Here is a 19,933-nt window from a genome sequence, read left to right as displayed (position 1 = left end):
GCCCTCTCCTGACTGGAGATATTTTTCAAAAAATGACTAACCGTTCGTTTGTAGGCCGGATAAGGCGTACACGCCGCCATCCGGCAACGATGATGTTGTGTTAAGCGCGCCCGTATCTGTCCGCAAACCGCACCACATCATCCTCATCGAGGTAAGATCCGGAGCGCACTTCAATCAGATCGAGCGGGATTTTCCCCGGGTTCTCCAAACAATGGGTCGCCCCCAGCGGAATATAGACAGACTCGTTTTCAGCGAGCAGTTTAATGTCGTTATTGATTGTCACCTTCGCGGTACCAGCCACCACAACCCAGTGTTCAGCCCGGTGATGATGCATCTGCACGGACAATCCCTCACCGGGTTTAACGGTAATCCGCTTCACCTGGTAACGGTCTCCGGCATCAATAGAGTCGTACTTGCCCCATGGACGATAAACTTCACGGTGAATATGGTGTTCATGGCGTCCGTCAGCTTTAATTTGCTCCACCACTTTTTTGACGTCCTGCACCGCGTTGCGATCGGCTATCAGCACCGCATCTTTGGTCTGCACCACCACCAGATCCTTCACCCCGACGGTCGTCACCAGGCCAGACTCGGCATACACGTAGCTGTTTTCCGTTTTATGGCTAATGACGTCACCATGATGCACATTGCCTTCAGCGGTATGGGCGCTGATTTCCCACAATGATGACCAGGAGCCAACATCGCTCCAGCCTGCGTTCATGGGCATAACCACCGCATCGGCCGTACGTTCCATTACCGCATAGTCCACAGACTCTTCCGGGCAGGCGAGAAACGCCTGTTCATCAACGCGGATAAAATCAAGATCGGGGTCAACCGTACTCATGGCGTTTTCGCAGGCCTCAAGAATGTCGGGGCGATATTTTTTCAGTTCTTCCAGATAGCGCCCGGCCCGGAACAGAAACATGCCGCTGTTCCAGTAGTAGTCGCCGCTCGCCACGTAAGCCTGCGCGGTTTCCAGATTGGGCTTTTCAACAAACTGCGCCACCTGAAAAGCCACGGCGTCAGTATTGGATGGCGAAACCTCGCCGCGACGTATATAACCATAGCCGGTCTCCGGCTGGTCCGGCACGATGCCAAACGTCACCAGCTTACCCGCGCTGGCGTAGGGCATTGCATTGCGAACCGCCTCGCGAAATGCCTCCTCGTCGGCAATCATGTGATCGGCCGCCAATACCAACAGCAGCGGATCTTCCCCCGGACTTTGACGTTTTGCCGCCAGCGCGGCCAGTGCTATCGCCGGTGCCGTATTGCGCCCGGCGGGTTCGAGAATAATATTCTCAGTCAGCTTGTGCAGTTGTCGTAGCTGCTCCGCCACAATGAAACGGTGTTGTTCATTACAGATAACCACCGGGCTTTCGCACTCCACGCCGTTCAGACGACAAATCGTTGTCTGCAGCATGGTGAGGTCGCCTTTCAGGCACAGGAACTGCTTTGGATACAACACGCGGGACAGAGGCCATAAACGGCTACCCGAGCCACCGGCCATCACCACCGGAAAGAGTTTGCTTTGACTCATCATGTACCCCGAATATCTGCAATAAATTGGCTCAGCACGTTTTCTTTATCCAACGTGCGTTCGGCATACTCACGTGCCACCGTGTTCACTTTTGGCATGGTTAACGCCTGTTGAATCCCGCCAACCAGCGCATTCATTGATTCAGGTTCGACACACACCGCGATGCCTGGGTGAGCGTCACACAGCTGACCCAACTCGGTCTCCGGTTCGGCGGTAATCACCGCGTTACCGCCAACGGCGAGGATATTGGTCAGTTTGGAGGGCAATACGGCATCCGCCGCACCGCGCTTTTGTACCACCAGATGGCAGTCCGCCATCTTGAGCAGCGCAGGCAGCGCGTCATAAGATTGCAGCGGAAAGAAGATCACATTGTTCAGGCCGCGTTCACTAGACATACTCTCCAGCCGCGCTTTCCCCCCGCCCTGCCCGACAATCACAAACAGCCAGGGCTGTTCGCTCAACAGGGCCGCTGCGTCGATCACACTCTCCAGCCCTTGCTTTTCACCGATATTGCCTGAGTAGAGAATGATTTTTTTATCATCAGGCAAGCCCAGTTGCTGGCGCAACGCCAGAGCATCGGCATCGTTCACGTCACGAAAACGTGTTACTTCTGACCAGTTCGGAAAGAAAATGACCTTCTGTGCATCAACGCCCTTCTCCTGCGCTTTATTCATCATTGAGCGAGAAATGGTCGAAATATGATCCATATTCAACAGCCCACTGCGCTCAAAGGCGCTGGCCAGTTTTGCCACCGCGCCACGCTTGCCTTTGCCCGCCATGCCAAGCCCCAGCATGGCATCGACTTCGTAATCCTGAATATGCAGCAGCGTGCGCGCCCCGGACAGCTTCGCCAGCAGACGCATGCCCGGCGTACAAAACAGCGTCGGCACTACCCCAATGATGCGATCTGGCTTCCAGCGACGCTGCGCCAGCAGCGGAAAGAAACTGCTCAGAGCGAAACTGCCTAGATGCAGCACACGCTTGAGCGTAGAAGGCTGCTCAGGCACATACAGCGGACAACGCCAGACGATGGCATCGCCCTCTTCACGACGATAGCGCCAGGATGAATAGCGACCGTTGACCTTCCACTGCGGATAATAAGGCGGCGCAGTGATCACCCGTACGTCATGCCCCTGTTGTGCCATCCACTCCACCATTTCACCGGTGTATTTACCAATACCGGTCAACTCCGGCGAATAGTTGATGCCATACACAAGGATCTTCATAGCCCGGGTACTCCGGCCTGACTCTTCTCACAGAAGTAAGCCCGGCTGTTGTCGTGCACATGGTCACTGGTCAGAATCTCTTCAATTGCCAGCCAGCGGTACGCGTCATGTTGAACGTCAGGCAGCTGCAGGTCGTTTTCCGACACCCGCAGACGAAATCCCAACACGATGTAATGCGTTGAGAAATCTTCCCCGGAAAAGTTGTCGTCATAGAAGTGCTGCCAGACCCCGTAAAACTCTGCAGCGGACAGCGGTAAACCTAACCCCAGCTCAGCGTCAGTCAGCCGCTCAAAGGCCGCGCGCAGCGGTTCATCTTTTTGCACCCGACCGCCGGGCACGAACCAGTACCCCTGCGCCGGACGATTGAGGCGCTTGCCAAGCAGAAATTCGCCGTGGGCGTTTTCCACGATCAAATCGATGGAAATCAGCGGAGTTGAACGTACAACGGTGGCAAAATCCTCATGACGTAAAAACATGCTTACCCCCGGTAACGCTGCTGGTTTCCAAGGAACCACTGATATGTACTGGCAAGCCCCGCTTCCAGAGATATCTCGTGATACCAGCCCAACTGATGCAGACGCGTAACGTCGAGCAATTTGCGCGGCGTGCCGTCCGGTTTGCTGGCGTCAAACACCACGCGCCCCTTGTAACCCACAACCTGCGCGATGGTCTGGGCCAGTTCACGGATGGTGCAGTCCACACCGGTGCCCACGTTGATATGCGACAGCATTGGTTGGGTATATTCCTGCAACACTTCCTGAGCCAGCTCCATCACGTGGATACTGGCCGCCGCCATATCGTCGACATGCAGAAATTCACGCATTGGCGTCCCGCTTCCCCACACCACCACATCCGGCGTATTTTGCTCGCGAGCCTCATGAAAGCGGCGCAGCAGAGCCGGGATCACATGCGAATTACTCGGATGAAAGTTGTCATGCGGTCCGTACAGATTGGTCGGCATCACCGAGCGATAATCACGGCCATACTGTCGGTTATACGATTCACACAGCTTAATACCGGCAATTTTGGCAATCGCATACGGCTCATTGGTCGGTTCAAGTGTCCCCTGCAACAGTTCACTTTCGGCGATTGGCTGGGTAGCTTGCTTGGGATAAATACAGGATGAACCGAGAAACAACAGTTTATTCACGTTATGCAGATGCGCCGCATGAATAATGTTGCTCTCAATCATCATGTTTTCATAAATAAAATCAGCAGGATAAGTATTATTTGCCACAATCCCCCCTACTTTTGCCGCCGCCAGATAAACCTGGTCAATACGTTCAGCGGCAAAGAACGCCTGCACCGCACCGGCGTCCAGCAGATTAAGCTGGTCGCGGGTACGCAGCACCAGCTCTACGTTATTTCGCTGCGACAATTGTCTGACGATGGCGGCCCCCACCATCCCGCGATGGCCCGCCACAAAAATACGTTGTGTCTTCATCCTTAGTACTCCAGCGCGATAGCGACCTCGTAACCGTGCGACTTGAGCAGGGAATGTTTCTTCGCCGCATCAAGATCGTTGGCAACCATTTCCGAGATCATCTGGCGCAGTGTGATTTCCGGTTTCCAGCCCAGTTTTTCATGGGCTTTGGCCGGATCGCCCAGCAGCGTTTCCACCTCAGCCGGACGGAAGTAGCGCGGATCAACGGCAATCATGACATCCCCGGGTTTCACCCCCGGCGCATCGTGTCCGGTCACAGAAACCACGATGCCTTTCTCATTCACGCCCTCACCTTCAAAGCGCAATTTAATCCCCAACTGAGCGGCCGCCATTTCTACAAACTGGCGCACGGAATACTGCACGCCGGTGGCAATCACGAAATCTTCCGGCTTATCCTGCTGCAGCATCATCCACTGCATCCTGACGTAATCTTTGGCATGCCCCCAATCGCGCAGTGAATCCATGTTGCCCAGGTACAAGCAAGACTCCAGCCCCTGAGCGATGTTGGCGATCGCCCGGGTAATTTTGCGAGTAACAAAGGTTTCGCCGCGGCGCGGAGACTCGTGGTTGAACAGAATGCCGTTACAGGCATACATCCCGTAAGACTCGCGGTAGTTGACGGTTATCCAGTAGGCGTACAGCTTGGCAACGGCATACGGCGAGCGCGGATAGAACGGCGTGCTCTCTTTCTGCGGGATTTCCTGTACCAGACCGTACAGCTCAGAGGTGGACGCCTGATAAAAACGGGTCTTCTTCTCCAGTCCGAGGAAGCGAATTGCCTCCAGCAAACGCAATGTGCCGATCGCATCAACGTCTGCGGTGTATTCCGGTGAATCAAACGACACCGCGACATGGCTCATGGCGCCCAGGTTATAGACTTCATCCGGTTGGACTTCCTGTAAAATACGGGTCAGGTTGGAGGAGTCGGTCAAATCGCCATAGTGCAGATGAAATTTGGGATTGCCTGAATGCGGATCCTGGTAGATGTGGTCCACACGTTCGGTGTTGAATGATGAAGCGCGACGCTTAATACCGTGTACTTCATACCCTTTTTCCAGCAGAAGCTCTGCCAGGTAAGAACCATCCTGCCCGGTTACGCCAGTAATGAGAGCGACTTTTGACATGTTATAACCTCTTCAGTGATCCCCTCAGGGAGTAACTTTCTCGACGCGTTCGCGCGTGACTACTGCGGGATTTCCCCGACAAATGACATTTGCTGGCAGCGATTTAAATACGCTGCTTCGTGCTCCAACGACAGTGCCATCGCCAATCGTCACGCCAGGCGCGACAAAGACATCTGTCGCCAACCAGCATTTAGCGCCAACCACAATCGGCGTGGCGTTAATATCAAAATGTTGACTGGCATAATCATGACTCCCGGTGCATAAATAACTTTTTTGCGAAATAACCGCGTGGGCGCCAATCGTAATATCACCTAACGTATATAAAACCGCGTCGTCACCCACCCAGGCATAATCTCCCAGGGTTAATTTCCACGGATAAGTAATTCTTACTGAAGGCCGAATGACTACGTTTTTTCCTATTTTTGCGCCAAACATTCGTAATAAAAATGCACGCCAGCGATACATGACCTGTGGAGACCAGCGAAATAATGTTGCTTGCACCGCCCACCATAATTGCACTTTAATAGCGCCACCGCCGCGAAAACCTCCAGGCACTTCAAATCCGCTTAAATCTTGCATACTATGCCCTTACGTTTTCCCATATAAGGTTTTAGTTTTACCAGTTGTGCGCAGACGTAAATATTCTGACAATCCGGTCCAAAAACCTGGCATGTGTAATATCTGGCGCTGTACTTTTTTGGCATCCCGACACAATTCAAGATTATTCGTCGTTGACACTCCGCCCATGGAAAATTCCGACACCAACCCGCTCAGTTTTTTAAAAGCGTAACCGGACTTGTATAATTGGGCTGCCAACGCGTAATCAGACGATATTTTATATTGCAAATCATAATGCCAGACATTCAGTCCTGAGAGCGGAAAGAATATCGCCTGGTGGCTGGCGGGCAGGCTGTGATAAATATACCAACCTGGTTTTGCCCGGCGCTTAATTTTGTTGCCATTGCCGAAATCCAGCAACGCATCGCCAATGACCATGGTTTGGTCGCTCTGCGTTTTTAACTGGCGGATAAAATGTGCCGCATCCGCATGCAGAATATCCCCGGAGTTGAGGAACAGCGCGAACCGCCCGCGCGCCATCGCGATGCCTTTGTTCATCGCATCATAGATGCCGTTATCCGGCTCGCTGACAAACCTTAACCGGTGTTCCCCACTGAGCCCTTCAAGAAACACCGACGTACCATCCGAGGAGCCGCCATCAACAACAATCCACTCAAAACTGATATCACCCGCTTGCGCCAGATGTGCCAGCGATGCGTGAGTTTTGACGATCCCTTCCAGATTGCGAAAGGCGACGGTAATGATACTGAGCAGCATGTGAGTTACCTCGCGATATTCAGCGCCTTGCGCAATATAAACGGACATACAATTAAAAATGCGTATTCCGGACTAAATACTGAACCTGTAAAAAACAGGGACAACGGTGTAAAAAGATAAAGCTGCACCCGATAATTCTGATTATCGCCAAACGCATTGATCATCATTTTCATGACCTTCCCCATGTACCATAGGGCTAATATCACCGCGAACCATGAAAAATAAATAATCAGCAGATACAAACCATTGTCTATTGTTTTACCGACATCTGCACCGTTAAAAATTCCGAATGACGCGACGTATTCATAAAGTGAGCCAAATCTCACTACGCCATCAACATTCAGTAATGAATAACCGACCATCACCAATGGTCCTACGATACGATAATACGATGACGAACCTTCAGTTCCTAAATCACCAAGCCGCGTTGCGATGTACGGAAAAGCAAATATCACCCCAACTAAAAACACGCTTAATGAGATTATCGCCAGCGGTAGCTTCTTTTTTATCGCATCCTTATTCAGGTACTGGAATGCCCACTCCAGGAGATAAAACAAAATAAACGTCATTACCCCTGAAAAAGATCCTGATAATATTATCCCTGCCAGAATCATAGCATCGGACTTAGGTGTTTTGATACCAAACTGTTTGATACTGAGCCAAATTGAGATTAACGCCAGAGCGAAGAATGCCGGTTCGAAATAGAGTGCGGTGGTACGTTTCCCACCAAACTTAATAAAGTTCAGAACATAGCTGTTACTGTAAATAAGATATTTCGAAATAACTTCCATTAAACTGCTGCCGCCGCTGAGAATTATCTGTGCCATTTCAACCGCAGCTAACCCCACCACCAGCCCCACCACCAGCCAGAAAAAACGCAAAATCTTAATATAGTTATGCGGTGAAATGGTTTTGAAGCGAATACTCCACACCATGCCAATAATCACCACGGTATAAACAAACAGCATCGCTGACGTTACGTACTTGCTGGCATCCAGTGATTGACCGAACAGGTAGTTAAACGCCGTCAGCCCGCCCCCCACGCCCAGTGCGATCATTAATTTTTTGATATTGATGCGCTCGACAAACAGCAACAGCAGAACGGGCAAGAACGTGACGATGGTTATCGGGAAGCTCTCGCCAAGCTGGGCAAGTTTGACGTTAACCAGCAGATAAAGCAGCGGTAGCACCAGATAGCTACAGATTCTGATAGAACGAGACATATTCCTCCAGCATCTGTTGCCCACTGTATGCCACCCGACTGCGCTGGCTGAACGCGGTAAGGGACGTGTCAAATACCGCCTGCGCAATGTCTGATTTTTTCAGCTGCACCAGCTGCAATACGTCCGCTTCGCTGAACGTTTTGCCGCCTGATTTAGCCAGCACTTCCTGCGCGGCATCGCTGTGTGTGGCAATTACCGGTACGCCGATGGAAAGTGCTTCGCACAGAATCAGCGGGTAGTTATCGACACGGGAGCTGAACACCAGTCCATCCATCTGGTTAAGCGCACTCATCAACGTGCGCTTATCGCTCTCAAAACCGTGGTTGATGACGTTATCTCCCGCAAATGGCGAAAATTTGCCGAAGGTATGCAGCTCAATTTTGTCCCCAAGCGCGGCAATCGCTCGCACCAGTTGTTGACTGGTTTTGCCGTCATAGCGCAGGTCATGAGCCACCACGGCAATTTTCGGCCGACCGCTCTCCGCAGGCATCGCGGGCAGTTCGCCAAGAATGGCTTCAGTTGCCACATCAATGCCATTATTGATAATACGGCAGCGTCCCACGCCATACAGGCTGTTGAATGCGTCGGCCACATGTTGACTGGGCGAGATAAACTGGCAACCCAGCGCCAGCATGGCGCGAAACATCTGCCGCTTACCGGGCAACTGCTGATGGGCTTTATCGACTTTTACCGGCGGATAGTTGCTGAGCGTTGGGCATTTCTGACAGCCCGTTTTCCAGCCTTCGCAGCCATCGGTAAAGGCACAGCGCCCGGTCACGCTCCAGTGATCGTGCAGCGTCCAGACGAAAGTGATATCCGGTTTATGCACCTTCACTTTTTGGCAAAAGGTCACCACCTCTTCCAGGTTCAACCAGTAGCTGTGCAACACGTGAAAATGCAGTACCAGCGGGCCGGAGGTGCGGGTAACTTCACGATATAACTTGTTGAGATTGCCAAACATGTCGCGGTTCGCGAAACGAAACAGCGCAATGTTCGCCGCCGACGTCAGGCGCGGCGTATATTTGATAACCTGCGGGAAATTCGCATGACTGGCGCTTTTTTTACCGCCTTTGCCATAGCCATAGACAAACCGCGACGACAGCCCTTTTTCCAGCGACCTCAGATGCAAATCTAACGCCACGCCTGCCGCCCCACCTTCTGCGAGTCGGACATTAAACTGTAATATCTTCATTTTATTACCTTCACCCGTGCCTTCTCGCCCACGACCAGCGTATTGTCCGGGACGCTATCCACCACAACGCTCCCGGCGCCAATCGTCACGTTATCGCCAATAGCAACGTCGCCGAGCAGGGTGACATTGGCCCCCAACTCAACGCCGTTACCGATGACCGGACAGGATGGATCGTTGGCACCAAGATTGCCGATAGTGACGCCGTGGCGTAGGGTAAAATCATCCCCCGCCACCACGTGTTTATTGATAACCACCCCATAGCCATGATGGATGGTGAAACGACGACCAATTGATGCAGCAGCCTGAATTTCATAGCCAAACAGGCATTCGGTGATAAGGCGGTACATCACCAGCACCGGGGCGGCCCACAGGTTGTTTATGATATTTTTTTTACGCCAGACGGAGCAAAAATGGGCAATCCGATAGGCCGCCACCATGCAGCAGGGGCGCAGACTCCAGCCGTTCGCGCGTAAATCTTCCAGCATAATTAGCGTCCTCGCAGTCCGTCGGCCAGACGCTTACTGTTGCGAACAGAAAGCAGCGTCAGCAGCGTGCGCCAGTTCATCCGTTTGTTGCGGATCTGATAGAGGGTAAACAGCTGATATTTCTTGCTGGCCCGGTCAAATTTGCCTTTGTGCTTGCGGTAAAACTGAAAGTAACCGGAGAATTTATTCGGCGATGAGGTAATACGCATCTCGCCGTGATTCACATGCAGGATCTGCGTCGCCTCTTTGACCTTCCACGGTTTGCCATACGCCACCACCATGCGCAGGAAGATGTCGTAATCCTGCGCCGCTTTCAGCGTGGTATCGAACAGGCATGCTTTAAACCGCCATGCCCAGGTAAATACCTGATTACCAATGATGTTGCGCTTATAAAACCTGCGGCGTGAATAAACGGACTTCGGATAGAGCGGCAGACTGGTCGGCTGCGAATACACTTCGCCCTCACAGACATAGTCATTGGCATACAGAAACGCCCGTGTGACCAGTTGATGCCGATACTGCAGGAACACGCTCAGGCGGTTCGGTGTCCATTCATCATCATCATCAATCCCCGTAATGTATTGCCCGTTGGCCTGCATAATGGCCTGATTACGCACCGCACAGGCCCCGGAGTTGGTGGAATTATGCGTATACGACACACGCGGATCGTTGAGTTCCTCAACAAACTGCTGCAACTGCTCATATGAGGAAGAGCAATCATCCACAATGATCATCTCCCAGTGAGGGTAGTCCTGGCGCAACACCGATTTAATCGCCCGAATGGCCAGCTGCTGGCGGTTCCAGGTTGGCATATAAATTGAAATTAGCGGGTTTTCTGTCGTCATTTTCGTTTCCGGATAGATACGCTTTTGTAGGCCGGATAAGGCGTTTTTGCCGCATCCGGCAGGGTTGGTGATTTATTTCGCATCCGACGTGTATTCGTATTCGTAGTAGCCGTAATCCTGATACCCGCTGGCACGACGGAAGATCGAGTTGAGGATCACCCCTTTAACCTGAATGCCATTTTGCTCGAAGCGACTCAGGCTGGTTTCCACCTCTTTCAGCGTGTTGACCGCATAACGCGCCACCATCAGCGTGGTGCCGACATGACGGCCAACAATCGCCGCATCGGTCACCGCCAGAATTGGTGGAGTGTCAATCAGCACCAGGTCATAGTGCGAGCTGGCCCAGGCAATCAGTTCGCCGAAACGCTCGCTCATCAGCAGCTCGGAAGGATTGGGAGGGATTTGACCGCGAGGGATCAGATCAAAATGCGGAATCGATGTCGGTTTGGCGCTGGATGAGATATCCCCCTTGCCAATCAGGATCTCAGACAGGCCGTTGACGTTATTGGTACCCAGCAGTTCGTGGGTATAGCCTTTGCGCATATCGCAGTCGATCAACAGCACGCGTTTGTTGGTCTGGCTGATGACTGCCGCCAGGTTGGCGCAGACAAACGTTTTGCCAATCGACGGGCTGACGCCGGTCAGCATCAATACGTTGTTACGCGCCTGCATCATGGCAAAGTGCAGGCTGGTACGCAGGCTGCGGACCGCTTCTATGGCGAGATCGGTTGGATTACCCACGGCCAACAGCTGGCTTTGCTTGTAGCGTTTCACACCTTTAATGGTCTGAACGTTATCACGTGCTTTTTGCCATTCGGACAGCGGAATACTGGCATACACGCTGATACCATGCTCTTCCAGTGCCTGCGGGCTTTCAATACCGCGATTAAACAGAGAACGCAGCAGTACGCCCACCACGGAAAGCATCAAACCGAGAATGATACTGCCGAGAATAATCAGCGCCGTTTTCGGCTTCAGCACGCCAGGCTGGGCAATCGCGGGATCGACAATGCGCACATCGCCAACCGTACTGGCCTCGGTAATCTTCAGTTCCTGTTGCTTGTTCAGCAACTGCATATAGACCTGCTGACCGGACTCCACATCACGCGTCAGACGAACAATTTCCTGCTGCGTTTTCGGCATCGCCGTTACGCGCCCGTTCAGCTTACTTTTCTCATCTTCCAGCGCCTGGCGTTTTTCCAGCAGCGTGCGGTACGCCGGATGCGCTTTGGTGAACAGCTTGGAAATCTCCGCTTCTTTGAAGGTCAGTTCATTCAACTGCGCATCGATATTCACCATCGAATCCAGCACCGCTTTGGCTTCCAGCGGCAAATCCACGGAGTCTTTATCCTGACGAAAGGCGTTCAGCTTGTTTTCAGCAACGTCCAGCCGATTACGCACCTCAGGCAGTTGCTTTGCCAGAAACGCCAGACTTTTGGCGGCCTCTTCGGATTTACGTTCCACATTTTGTTGCAGATAGTTGCGGGTAATACTGTCGAGGATCTGGCGGATTTGCTCGCGGTCTTCGCCGGTAAAGGTCAGGCTCAATACGCCGGTGTCTTTGCCCGTTTCCGTCACCATCAGGTTATTTTGCAGGGTGTTTATCATGCTCAGCGTGGAGAATTTGCTGACGGTAAATTGGCTATCCGGGCTGGCATGAATCGCCTCAACCAGCATTGTCACGCCATCGTGTTCCAACACCTTGCCGACTTGCCCCCGGGCGCTAAAACCCCCGTCACTCACCAGTTGATAGCTTGTGTCATTCAGCACATTGAGCGTGAAGGTCTGTTCATTCATTGCCTTTGGCAGCGTGAAGGTGGTCACATTAACCGTTTCGTTCTGACGCCCCATCAGCCGGTCCCAGCCCGCGCCAAAAATAGGGAATGTATCTTTGGTAACGGCGATATCGAGGTTAAGATCGTCTACCGTTTTCCCTAATACCAGACGCGACTGGATGAGCTGAATTTCCGCTTCCGAGGCCGGCGGTTTGTTCGACAACGCCGAGCCAATATCCTGCACCAGTGAATTTCCGGTATTTTGCTCAATTTGCACCAGCGCGTCCGCACTGTAGATGGGTGTGGCGAACAGCGTGTAGACCGCGGCGCACAATGCAAAAGCCGTGGTAATGCCAAGAACCCACCAGCGGGCTTCCACCACCGTTGCGACCAGACGACCAATATCGATTTCATCATTGCCCGTTACCGGCGCAGCAGACTGTTTTACTTTTTCTGTCATTGTTTTCCCTGCTCTGCGTTCAGTGCCTGAGCCCATTGGCGGGCAGACCGTTCAAGTAATGCGTACACCGCGTCAAACGAATCACGGCTTTTACGATACGGATCGGGAATTTCGCGCTCGCTGTCCCAGTGCCCAAAAAGCATCACTTTGCCGCGCATCTCCGGCACCATTTCACACAGGGCAGAGATATGGCGCTTTTCCATGGTCAGGATCAGGTCATACTCCCGGCACATTCGTCCCGTGATCTGCCGGGCACAATGATTATCCAGGGACAAGTTGTGCGCCTGCGCCACGCTAATGGCGCACGGATCCGCGCCTTTCCCCACCAACGCCCCAAGACCGGCAGAAGAGACCGTTAACGCCGGATGAAATTGCCTTAACAAGCGCTCTGCCGTCGGGGAACGACAAATGTTCCCCACACAGACAACTAAGATTTTGTTAAACATGATGATTACCAGTTGTGAAGGTCGCTGGCCGTGTCCGTCATATAGCGAACACCGCTAATAGTCGGCAGCAACTGATTGATCAAACGGTTCCAGCGAGCAACCGGCGCGGTAGTGACGTACACCACATCGTATGGCTGGAGTCGGAATGATGTTGCCATCACCAGCGACGTCGCATCGGACATATCAAGCTGATAGATATTGGCGATCTTGCCGTTGTTCCCGCCCTCGCCTTTCAATGGTCGAATAACGAAAATGCCGCTGGCGTTGGAGGTGGTCAGGTCGATACCTTCGGCATTGCCCAGCGCTTCGGTAAGCGTCATGCCGCTGAAGTCCATTTTGAGGGTGCTCTGTTTTTTCACTTCCCCCATTACGAAGACTTTCAGATCGTCATTACGCGGAACAAACAGAATGTCACCAGGATAGAGCAGACGGTTCTGGCTCAGGTCGCCATTTTGCATCAGCGCTTGCAGTGAAATACGTTGCTCCTGCCCTTTATGAGTCAGCACAACGTTGCGCCAGTCTGCTGCCTCGGTGAGACCGCCAGCGGCGTTAATGGCATCGAGAACGGTAAGCGGTACGTTGGTGATGGCCTGCTGGCCGGATTTGTTCACCTGCCCGGAGACATAGGCCTTCTGCGAGCGGAAAGCGGCGATATTAACGTCCACCTGCGGGTCAGCAATGTACTTCGCTAAGCGCCCGGTAATATCACTACGAATCTCTGCCAACGTTTTCCCTACCACGCTGACTTTGCCGATGTAGGGGTAAAACATGGTGCCATCAGGCTGCACCCAGTTGCCGGTATCGCTTGAGCTACGGTACTGCCCGGCTGGCGTGGTGAGTTCAGGATGGTCCCAGACTGTCACATTCAGGACATCCCCCGGGCCGACCCGGTACTGATATCCGGAAATCTCCTGGTCCAGCGACATATTAGGCTGCGCAACATTTGGTCGAGGACGTAATTGTTCGACCAGCCGTGGCGTGAGTGGATAAACATTCACCATGCGATCGATATCAAAATCAGCGTCCTGCTGTTTAATCACATCTTTGCCCATCGTAGACATATTGCTGCCCGGAAGCACGGTACAACCGTTTATCAAGATCACCGATACCAATACTGGCATCAATTTAAGTTTGGATTTCATCATTGATTATTTATCACTTTGGCAGAGTATTTATCACATGCAATCTAAATAGCGACTTCGCCTGTACGCATTTACCTTGCCGTTAATTGAAATGGAATTTAACTGGCATCAGTCCTAAAAAAAATGTATTCATCTGCGGTCTCTTGACAGAATAATTTAGGCTTGTTTCAGGCGACCAGACACGCTACCGCCCCTGGCTTCACTAGCTACCAATGCACTGATTAATTTAAATTTTTATCTTCTCCTTTATTTTCATCACATTTACAGCGTTAACGCATCGGGAATGGCGCCACTGATTGATGAGGAAATATTTATCTTTTGATTATTACCGCAAGAATTGTTGCAGCTATGCGAATATCAGGCAAGATAACAACCCGCCGATACCTGGCTTTTAAGATTAATATTAAGCGTCGGATTTATATATTTTTAGGATTTTATTGATATTGACAGTATTGATATAAAAATATTCCACCTGCGATATTTCCTAAATATGTTTAGATTAATAAAATCATTTCCTGTAGTTACATTAAGGCTATTATCCTGCGTCTGTTCTGATATAACCGACAGAGAAATCCCTTCTCGCCATTGCATTTTTCGCCAGTTTTACCCATGATCGAATTGTGACAATTGTCATACAACTATGGGTATAGCATTTACTATGGAATGGATTGCCGATCCGTCAATCTGGGCCGGACTGGTCACGTTAATCGTGATCGAACTTGTTCTTGGCATTGATAATCTTGTTTTTATTGCCATCCTCGCGGAGAAATTGCCTCCTGCCCAGCGGGATAAGGCGCGTATTACCGGGCTACTGCTGGCGATGGTTATGCGCCTGCTGCTGCTGGCATCAATATCCTGGCTGGTAACGCTGACCACGCCGCTGTTCAGTATTCGCGATCTCAGCTTCAGCGCCCGCGATCTGATCATGCTGTTCGGTGGTTTCTTCCTGCTGTTTAAAGCCACTATGGAGCTCAACGAACGGCTGGAAGGGAAAGACAGCGATAACCCCACCCAGCGTAAAGGCGCTAAGTTCTGGGGGGTGGTCGCGCAGATCGTGGTGCTGGACGCCATCTTCTCTCTGGATTCCGTCATTACCGCTGTTGGCATGGTCGATCACCTGGCGGTGATGATGGCGGCAGTCATTATTGCCATCAGCCTGATGTTGCTGGCCAGCAAGTCGCTGACGCGCTTTGTTAACAGCCATCCAACTATTGTTATTCTGTGTCTGAGCTTCCTGCTGATGATTGGTTTCAGTCTGGTGGCCGAAGGGTTTGGTTTCCATATCCCGAAAGGTTACCTGTACGCGGCCATCGGCTTCTCGGTCATGATCGAAGCATTGAACCAGTTGGCTATCTTTAACCGTCGTCGCTTCCTCTCAGCCAACCATACTCTGCGCCAGCGCACCGCCGAGGCGGTAATGCGACTGCTGAGCGGGCAAAAAGAAGATGCTGAACTGGATGCCGAAACCGCGGCGATGCTGGCGGATCATCATGAAGGTCAGATTTTTGCGCCTCAGGAGCGGCGGATGATTGAACGTGTGCTGAACTTCAATCAGCGTACCGTCAGCAGTATCATGACCTCGCGCCACGATATTGAACATATCGACCTCAATGCGCCAGAAGCAGAAATCCGCGCCTTACTGGAAAAAAACCAGCATACGCGTCTGGTGGTCACCGGCGAAGACGAGCAGGAGGAACTGCTGGGCGTGGTGCATGTCATCGATTTGCTGCAACAGTCTCTGCGCGGCGAGCCGCTCGACCTGCGCGTATTGATTCGCCAGCCGCTGGTGTTCCCAGAAACTCTGCCGCTGCTTCCTGCGCTTGAGCAGTTCCGTAATGCCCGCACGCATTTCGCGTTTGTAGCCGATGAATTTGGTTCCGTCGAAGGGATTGTGACGCTGAGTGATGTGATGGAAACCATCGCCGGCAATCTGCCAAACGAGGTAGAGGAAATCGACGCCCGCCATGATATTCAGAAAAACGCCGATGGTTCGTGGACCGCTAACGGACATATGCCGCTGGAAGACCTGGTGCAGTACGTGCCCATCCCATTAGATGAAAAACGTGAGTATCACACTATTGCCGGGCTGTTAATGGAGTATTTGCAGCGCATCCCGAAAACCGGGGAGGAAGTCCAGGTTGGCGACTATCGGCTAAAAACCCTGCAGGTGGAAAATCATCGCGTGCAAAAGGTCCAGCTGATACCGTTACACGGAGAAGAAGAGATGGATTACGAGGTGTAAGTCACGAGCCGGATGGGGCATTAGCCACCATCCGGCAATATGAATCAGAGCTTATCCAGCAACTTTTTAACATCTTTGCCGTTGCGGGAATCTTTATTGCGATCTGCCCAGTCATTCAGACGACGTTTTGCTTCATCCTGCAGATGCTTACGCAAAAGCTGATCAACTTGCAGACTGTAGTTCAGTGATTGCCACTGGCCATAGACCCTGAGAGGAACTGGGGTGGCCTTCAGGAAACTAATCAACTTACTTTCGCCATCCCAACCGCCCAGCACGCGAATGTTAAACAGCGTGTCGCAATTCTGCTTCACCAGATCTAACGTTCCTTTGCCGGTTAGCGCCAACATCGCGGACTCCCCTGCCATGTTATCCAGCGTCACCTCTCCGTTATCCAGCGTCATATCGGTTACAAAATGATCCAACCGGGTCACGTTATCGAGGTTTTGCTGAGATTTAACATCCCCACCGCTGCGTTCTACAGCCTGTTGAATCATCTGCTGGAAGTTCATCCCTTCCATTCGCGTATCATTCATTTCGACATGGGCCTGCCCTTGCCAGCTATGGCGAAACGCCCGGGCATCAATATCTGAGCCGGAAAAATCCCCTGCCAGCGACAGCTTGCCGGTGAGTGCGATGGGGTAATCAAAGGCCTTCAAAATAGTGCCAATTTCCACACCTTCCAGGCGCGGATGAAAGACCGCTCGCGGTTCTCCCTTTCTGGCATCCAGCGTGCCGGGCAGTGAGATCAGCCCGCCATCACTTTTTCCCTGCAACTGCGCAATGTTCAGTAAGCCGAACCGGTTGTCTATTTTTGCCGAGACATTCTCAAACGCCATTTTCCGCCACTGCACTTTGTCAGCCTGCAAAGCGATGTCGGCCGAAAAGCCTTTGAGTCCCTGATACGAAACGGCATCAACCTGGGAAGCAATGACGGGGCGCACCAGCGTTGGCTGACTCTGACCTTGCTGAACGTCACCGTTTGCTGTCGCCGCTGCGTCATGTTGTACGAGCAGATTATCCAGATTGAGCTGGCCAAATTTTAGGTCGACGGCCCATTCCGGTTTTTCCAACAAGGATACGTGCGCTTGCCCGGAGAACGAAGAGTCATTGGCGGTCAAATTTATCTGGCTAAACGAAAGCTGTTTTTTCTCTTCCAGCCATTGCGCCTGAAGATGTCCCTGACCGTTGATTCCCTGCGGCGGCAGATCGGCCCCCTGCAGTTGCCAGCTTAACTGCGCAATATTCGCAGATAAGTTGTGCGGATAATCGGAGGCATCGACCGTGCCGTTAAAGGATAACGCGAGATCGCGCTGATCGCGGTTCACACGCCCGGAAAAATCAAACGTGCCGCGGTGCTGGCTATCTTGTTCCATCTCCAGACGAATATCACGAACGGTAACTTGTTCGTCGTCTTCATGCTGGAATACCAGAACACTGTCGGCAACCCGCAAACGGGCGATATCAAACGACCACCCTTTGTCTTCCGCCAGATCGGGCAACATATTGTCTTTTGGGGCAACGGGCGCATCTTTAGCGCGCACCGCCTCAGTTTTCGGGGTCAGTTGAATCACTGCGCCTTTGAGCATCACCTGCTTCACGCTGAGCTGGTGGCTCAACAGCGGCCATAACGCAACGTCAAGACGCATATTGTCGGCACGAACCAGAGGTTCGCTGGCACCTTCAGCCGTTAACACCACTCGCCCTGAGAGGATACTCAGTTGCGGCCATACGTGCCAACGCAGGGGGCCATCCAACTGCAGCTGATATCCGCTACGTGCGGCAACCTGCTTGACCATATACGCGCGGAAATCATTCGGATTCACCAACAGTACTAACGCAGAAAAGCCGGCCACCAGCACGACCAGAAGAATCATCAGCGTCGTCAGAAATCGTCTCATGCTATCCCCAATGGACTGAAAAACACTCAGTCTTTATCGATCCGGCTGGCAACGGCGCCCTGCTGGTCGCGATACTTCGCATCCTGACGACGGTTGTATGGTCGCGCTGCCGGACCAGAAAGCGGTTCGAAACTTAACGCGCCAATCGGCATGCCCGGACGCAGGGCCAGTGGTAATTTTCCGGAGTTGTAAAACTCCAGTACGATACAGCCAGACCAGCCCGGATCGATACGGTGTGCGGTGACGTGTACCATCAGTCCCAGACGAGCCAGCGAAGAACGGCCATCTAACCAACCGACGAGATCGGAAGGCAGCGTCACAGATTCAAATGTTACTGCCAGCGCAAGCTCACCCGGATGCAAGAAGAATGCCTCGCCGTCCTTGAGGACGATTTCATCACTCATCACGCGATCCAGCGCGGCGCTGACTTCATCTTTCGGTCCGCTCAAATCGATATACGCCGCTGTATGACCGCGGAACGTACGGAATTTGTTGCCAAGACGCACATCTACCGTGGCGCCATTGATTCGCTCGACAGGAGGGCGTGGAGTGATCGACAGGCGACCTTCATCCAACCAGGCTTCAATATCTCGGTCACATAAACGCATGGCACTTTCTCCTTTCGTGCTTCAAACCCTTAATGCCAGGTGCGTTAAGGGTGAACCAGGTTATCACTGAACGGTACACAATTCGCTGAACTTATTCAAAGAACTGACTTATTTTAGCCTTCAGAATATCGATGGCGATGCGGTTTTTACCCCCGCGCGGCACAATGATGTCGGCGTATTGTTTTGAAGGCTCAATAAATTGCAGGAACATTGGGCGGACGGTTTTCTGGTATTGCGCCATCACCGAATCCATTGAACGACCACGTTCATTCACATCGCGCTTGATACGGCGCATCAGACAAATATCCAGCGGCGTATCAACAAAAATAGAAAAGTTCATCTCATCGCGCAAACGCGCATCCGTCAGCAGCAAAATGCCTTCCAGGATGATGACTTTCTTCGGTTCGATATGAATAGTGTCTTGCGTACGCGTGTGCTCAACATAGCTATAAACCGGCAGCTCAATGGCAGAGCCGCGTTTCAGCGTTTGCAGATGTTGAAACAGCAGGCTGTGGTCCATCGCGTTCGGATGGTCGTAGTTGGTTTTTACGCGTTCTTCCATCGACAGATGGCTTTGATCTTTGTAATAGCTGTCTTCGGGAATAACGCCAATATGTTCGTCACCGACTTGTTCACGCAATTCGCGATAAAGAGTACTGGCAATAAGGCTCTTGCCGGAAGCCGATGCGCCGGCAATGCCGATAATGACGCACTGATGGGACTGATCAGTCATAAATTTAGCGACCTGATTAACCTGGATGTAAGGAAGGGCGGCGCCGAAACGCCAAACGCGGCAATTATAGGGATTTCAGCGGCGCGATGCCACCCCAGGCTGCACCAATGCTGTCCCTGTCGCAAATTAAAATGGTCAGATTTAGAACAGCCGCTATATTTATTCACCTGCCTTAGGAATTAATAGCTTGGGAGTGTTAATTTATGAGCAGCTGGCGT

18 protein-coding genes are annotated in these 19,933 nt (G+C 52.1%); 1 reads left to right on the top strand and 17 read right to left on the bottom strand.

Going from position 1 to position 19,933, the window contains the following annotated elements; all coding sequences use genetic code 11:
• Positions 1-100: 100 nt before the first annotated feature.
• The 14 genes from cpsB to OGX92_RS20150 all read right to left on the bottom strand — a co-directional run bounded on the left by cpsB (position 101) and on the right by OGX92_RS20150 (position 14,237).
• Positions 101-1,537 carry a mannose-1-phosphate guanyltransferase gene (gene cpsB / locus OGX92_RS20215; protein WP_191222396.1) on the bottom strand — a complete coding sequence of 479 codons (1,437 nt, stop codon included), beginning with the start codon at positions 1,535-1,537 and terminating at the stop codon, positions 101-103.
• Positions 1,537-2,763: a colanic acid biosynthesis fucosyltransferase WcaI gene (wcaI, locus tag OGX92_RS20210; protein WP_286586996.1), complete on the bottom strand. Its 1,227-nt coding sequence runs from the start codon at positions 2,761-2,763 to the stop codon at positions 1,537-1,539. Before wcaI ends, cpsB begins: the two co-directional genes overlap by 1 nt.
• Positions 2,760-3,239, bottom strand: a complete 480-nt coding sequence (locus OGX92_RS20205) for a GDP-mannose mannosyl hydrolase (protein WP_286586995.1) — start codon at positions 3,237-3,239, stop codon at positions 2,760-2,762. Before OGX92_RS20205 ends, wcaI begins: the two co-directional genes overlap by 4 nt.
• Positions 3,240-3,241: 2 nt before the next feature.
• Positions 3,242-4,207, bottom strand: coding sequence for a GDP-L-fucose synthase (gene fcl, locus OGX92_RS20200; protein WP_286586994.1), 966 nt, complete (start codon positions 4,205-4,207; stop codon positions 3,242-3,244).
• Positions 4,208-4,209: 2 nt separating this feature from the next.
• Positions 4,210-5,331, bottom strand: coding sequence for a GDP-mannose 4,6-dehydratase (gene gmd, locus OGX92_RS20195; RefSeq protein ID WP_003036748.1), 1,122 nt, complete (start codon positions 5,329-5,331; stop codon positions 4,210-4,212).
• A gap of 24 nt (positions 5,332-5,355) precedes the next feature.
• The gene (wcaF, locus tag OGX92_RS20190) at positions 5,356-5,910 is read right to left on the bottom strand and encodes a colanic acid biosynthesis acetyltransferase WcaF (protein WP_003834258.1); all 555 of its coding nucleotides are present in this window, start codon (positions 5,908-5,910) and stop codon (positions 5,356-5,358) included.
• A gap of 9 nt (positions 5,911-5,919) precedes the next feature.
• Positions 5,920-6,666, bottom strand: coding sequence for a colanic acid biosynthesis glycosyltransferase WcaE (gene wcaE / locus OGX92_RS20185; RefSeq protein WP_286586993.1), 747 nt, complete (start codon positions 6,664-6,666; stop codon positions 5,920-5,922).
• 5 nt (positions 6,667-6,671) lie between these two features.
• Positions 6,672-7,889 (bottom strand): colanic acid polymerase WcaD, encoded by a 1,218-nt coding sequence (wcaD, locus tag OGX92_RS20180; protein ID WP_020996654.1) that lies wholly within the window; start codon positions 7,887-7,889, stop codon positions 6,672-6,674.
• Positions 7,864-9,081, bottom strand: coding sequence for a colanic acid biosynthesis glycosyltransferase WcaC (wcaC, locus tag OGX92_RS20175; RefSeq protein WP_063940486.1), 1,218 nt, complete (start codon positions 9,079-9,081; stop codon positions 7,864-7,866). The genes wcaD and wcaC overlap by 26 nt, the downstream gene beginning before the upstream one ends.
• Positions 9,078-9,566 (bottom strand): colanic acid biosynthesis acetyltransferase WcaB, encoded by a 489-nt coding sequence (gene wcaB / locus OGX92_RS20170; RefSeq protein WP_032943932.1) that lies wholly within the window; start codon positions 9,564-9,566, stop codon positions 9,078-9,080. The genes wcaC and wcaB overlap by 4 nt, the downstream gene beginning before the upstream one ends.
• 2 nt (positions 9,567-9,568) lie before the next feature.
• Positions 9,569-10,411, bottom strand: coding sequence for a colanic acid biosynthesis glycosyltransferase WcaA (gene wcaA / locus OGX92_RS20165; RefSeq protein ID WP_000206145.1), 843 nt, complete (start codon positions 10,409-10,411; stop codon positions 9,569-9,571).
• 72 nt (positions 10,412-10,483) lie between these two features.
• The gene (wzc, locus tag OGX92_RS20160; RefSeq protein WP_257661830.1) at positions 10,484-12,646 is read right to left on the bottom strand and encodes a tyrosine-protein kinase Wzc; all 2,163 of its coding nucleotides are present in this window, start codon (positions 12,644-12,646) and stop codon (positions 10,484-10,486) included.
• Positions 12,643-13,092, bottom strand: a complete 450-nt coding sequence (gene wzb, locus OGX92_RS20155; protein WP_003834265.1) for a low molecular weight protein-tyrosine-phosphatase Wzb — start codon at positions 13,090-13,092, stop codon at positions 12,643-12,645. Before wzb ends, wzc begins: the two co-directional genes overlap by 4 nt.
• Positions 13,093-13,097: 5 nt before the next feature.
• Entirely contained in the window at positions 13,098-14,237 is a 1,140-nt protein-coding gene (locus tag OGX92_RS20150; RefSeq protein WP_003834266.1) for a polysaccharide export protein, read from the bottom strand.
• Positions 14,238-14,892: 655 nt separating this feature from the next.
• On the opposite strand from OGX92_RS20150, the gene OGX92_RS20145 reads away from it, so the two are divergent.
• Positions 14,893-16,476 carry a TerC family protein gene (locus tag OGX92_RS20145; RefSeq protein ID WP_032934495.1) on the top strand — a complete coding sequence of 528 codons (1,584 nt, stop codon included), beginning with the start codon at positions 14,893-14,895 and terminating at the stop codon, positions 16,474-16,476.
• 44 nt (positions 16,477-16,520) lie between these two features.
• Here OGX92_RS20145 and asmA read toward each other — a convergent pair whose 3' ends face one another.
• From asmA to udk, 3 genes are all read right to left on the bottom strand, one after another.
• Positions 16,521-18,374, bottom strand: a complete 1,854-nt coding sequence (asmA, locus tag OGX92_RS20140) for an outer membrane assembly protein AsmA (RefSeq protein WP_286586992.1) — start codon at positions 18,372-18,374, stop codon at positions 16,521-16,523.
• 26 nt (positions 18,375-18,400) lie between these two features.
• On the bottom strand, positions 18,401-18,982 hold the full coding sequence (dcd, locus tag OGX92_RS20135; protein ID WP_003834269.1) for a dCTP deaminase: 582 nt from the start codon (positions 18,980-18,982) through the stop codon (positions 18,401-18,403).
• Between the two features lie 91 nt (positions 18,983-19,073).
• Positions 19,074-19,715, bottom strand: a complete 642-nt coding sequence (udk, locus tag OGX92_RS20130; protein ID WP_003036776.1) for a uridine kinase — start codon at positions 19,713-19,715, stop codon at positions 19,074-19,076.
• Between the last annotated feature and the right edge of the window lie 218 nt (positions 19,716-19,933).

Origin of the sequence: Citrobacter sp. Cpo089 (assembly GCF_030332695.1) — a bacterium.
Taxonomy (GTDB): domain Bacteria; phylum Pseudomonadota; class Gammaproteobacteria; order Enterobacterales; family Enterobacteriaceae; genus Citrobacter; species Citrobacter portucalensis.
Note: the sequence above shows the minus strand (reverse complement) of the source record. Positions and strands in the feature narration are given on the sequence as shown.

Bases quoted from the DNA above. Each gene is read 5' to 3' on its own strand.
- cpsB (WP_191222396.1), bottom strand. From the start codon at position 1,537: ATGAGTCAAAGCAAACTCTTTCCGGTGGTGATGGCCGGTGGCTCGGGT.
- wcaI (WP_286586996.1), bottom strand. From the start codon at position 2,763: ATGAAGATCCTTGTGTATGGCATCAACTATTCGCCGGAGTTGACCGGT.
- OGX92_RS20205 (WP_286586995.1), bottom strand. From the start codon at position 3,239: ATGTTTTTACGTCATGAGGATTTTGCCACCGTTGTACGTTCAACTCCG.
- fcl (WP_286586994.1), bottom strand. From the start codon at position 4,207: ATGAAGACACAACGTATTTTTGTGGCGGGCCATCGCGGGATGGTGGGG.
- gmd (WP_003036748.1), bottom strand. From the start codon at position 5,331: ATGTCAAAAGTCGCTCTCATTACTGGCGTAACCGGGCAGGATGGTTCT.
- wcaF (WP_003834258.1), bottom strand. From the start codon at position 5,910: ATGCAAGATTTAAGCGGATTTGAAGTGCCTGGAGGTTTTCGCGGCGGT.
- wcaE (WP_286586993.1), bottom strand. From the start codon at position 6,666: ATGCTGCTCAGTATCATTACCGTCGCCTTTCGCAATCTGGAAGGGATC.
- wcaD (WP_020996654.1), bottom strand. From the start codon at position 7,889: ATGTCTCGTTCTATCAGAATCTGTAGCTATCTGGTGCTACCGCTGCTT.
- wcaC (WP_063940486.1), bottom strand. From the start codon at position 9,081: ATGAAGATATTACAGTTTAATGTCCGACTCGCAGAAGGTGGGGCGGCA.
- wcaB (WP_032943932.1), bottom strand. From the start codon at position 9,566: ATGCTGGAAGATTTACGCGCGAACGGCTGGAGTCTGCGCCCCTGCTGC.
- wcaA (WP_000206145.1), bottom strand. From the start codon at position 10,411: ATGACGACAGAAAACCCGCTAATTTCAATTTATATGCCAACCTGGAAC.
- wzc (WP_257661830.1), bottom strand. From the start codon at position 12,646: ATGACAGAAAAAGTAAAACAGTCTGCTGCGCCGGTAACGGGCAATGAT.
- wzb (WP_003834265.1), bottom strand. From the start codon at position 13,092: ATGTTTAACAAAATCTTAGTTGTCTGTGTGGGGAACATTTGTCGTTCC.
- OGX92_RS20150 (WP_003834266.1), bottom strand. From the start codon at position 14,237: ATGATGAAATCCAAACTTAAATTGATGCCAGTATTGGTATCGGTGATC.
- OGX92_RS20145 (WP_032934495.1), top strand. From the start codon at position 14,893: ATGGAATGGATTGCCGATCCGTCAATCTGGGCCGGACTGGTCACGTTA.
- asmA (WP_286586992.1), bottom strand. From the start codon at position 18,374: ATGAGACGATTTCTGACGACGCTGATGATTCTTCTGGTCGTGCTGGTG.
- dcd (WP_003834269.1), bottom strand. From the start codon at position 18,982: ATGCGTTTATGTGACCGAGATATTGAAGCCTGGTTGGATGAAGGTCGC.
- udk (WP_003036776.1), bottom strand. From the start codon at position 19,715: ATGACTGATCAGTCCCATCAGTGCGTCATTATCGGCATTGCCGGCGCA.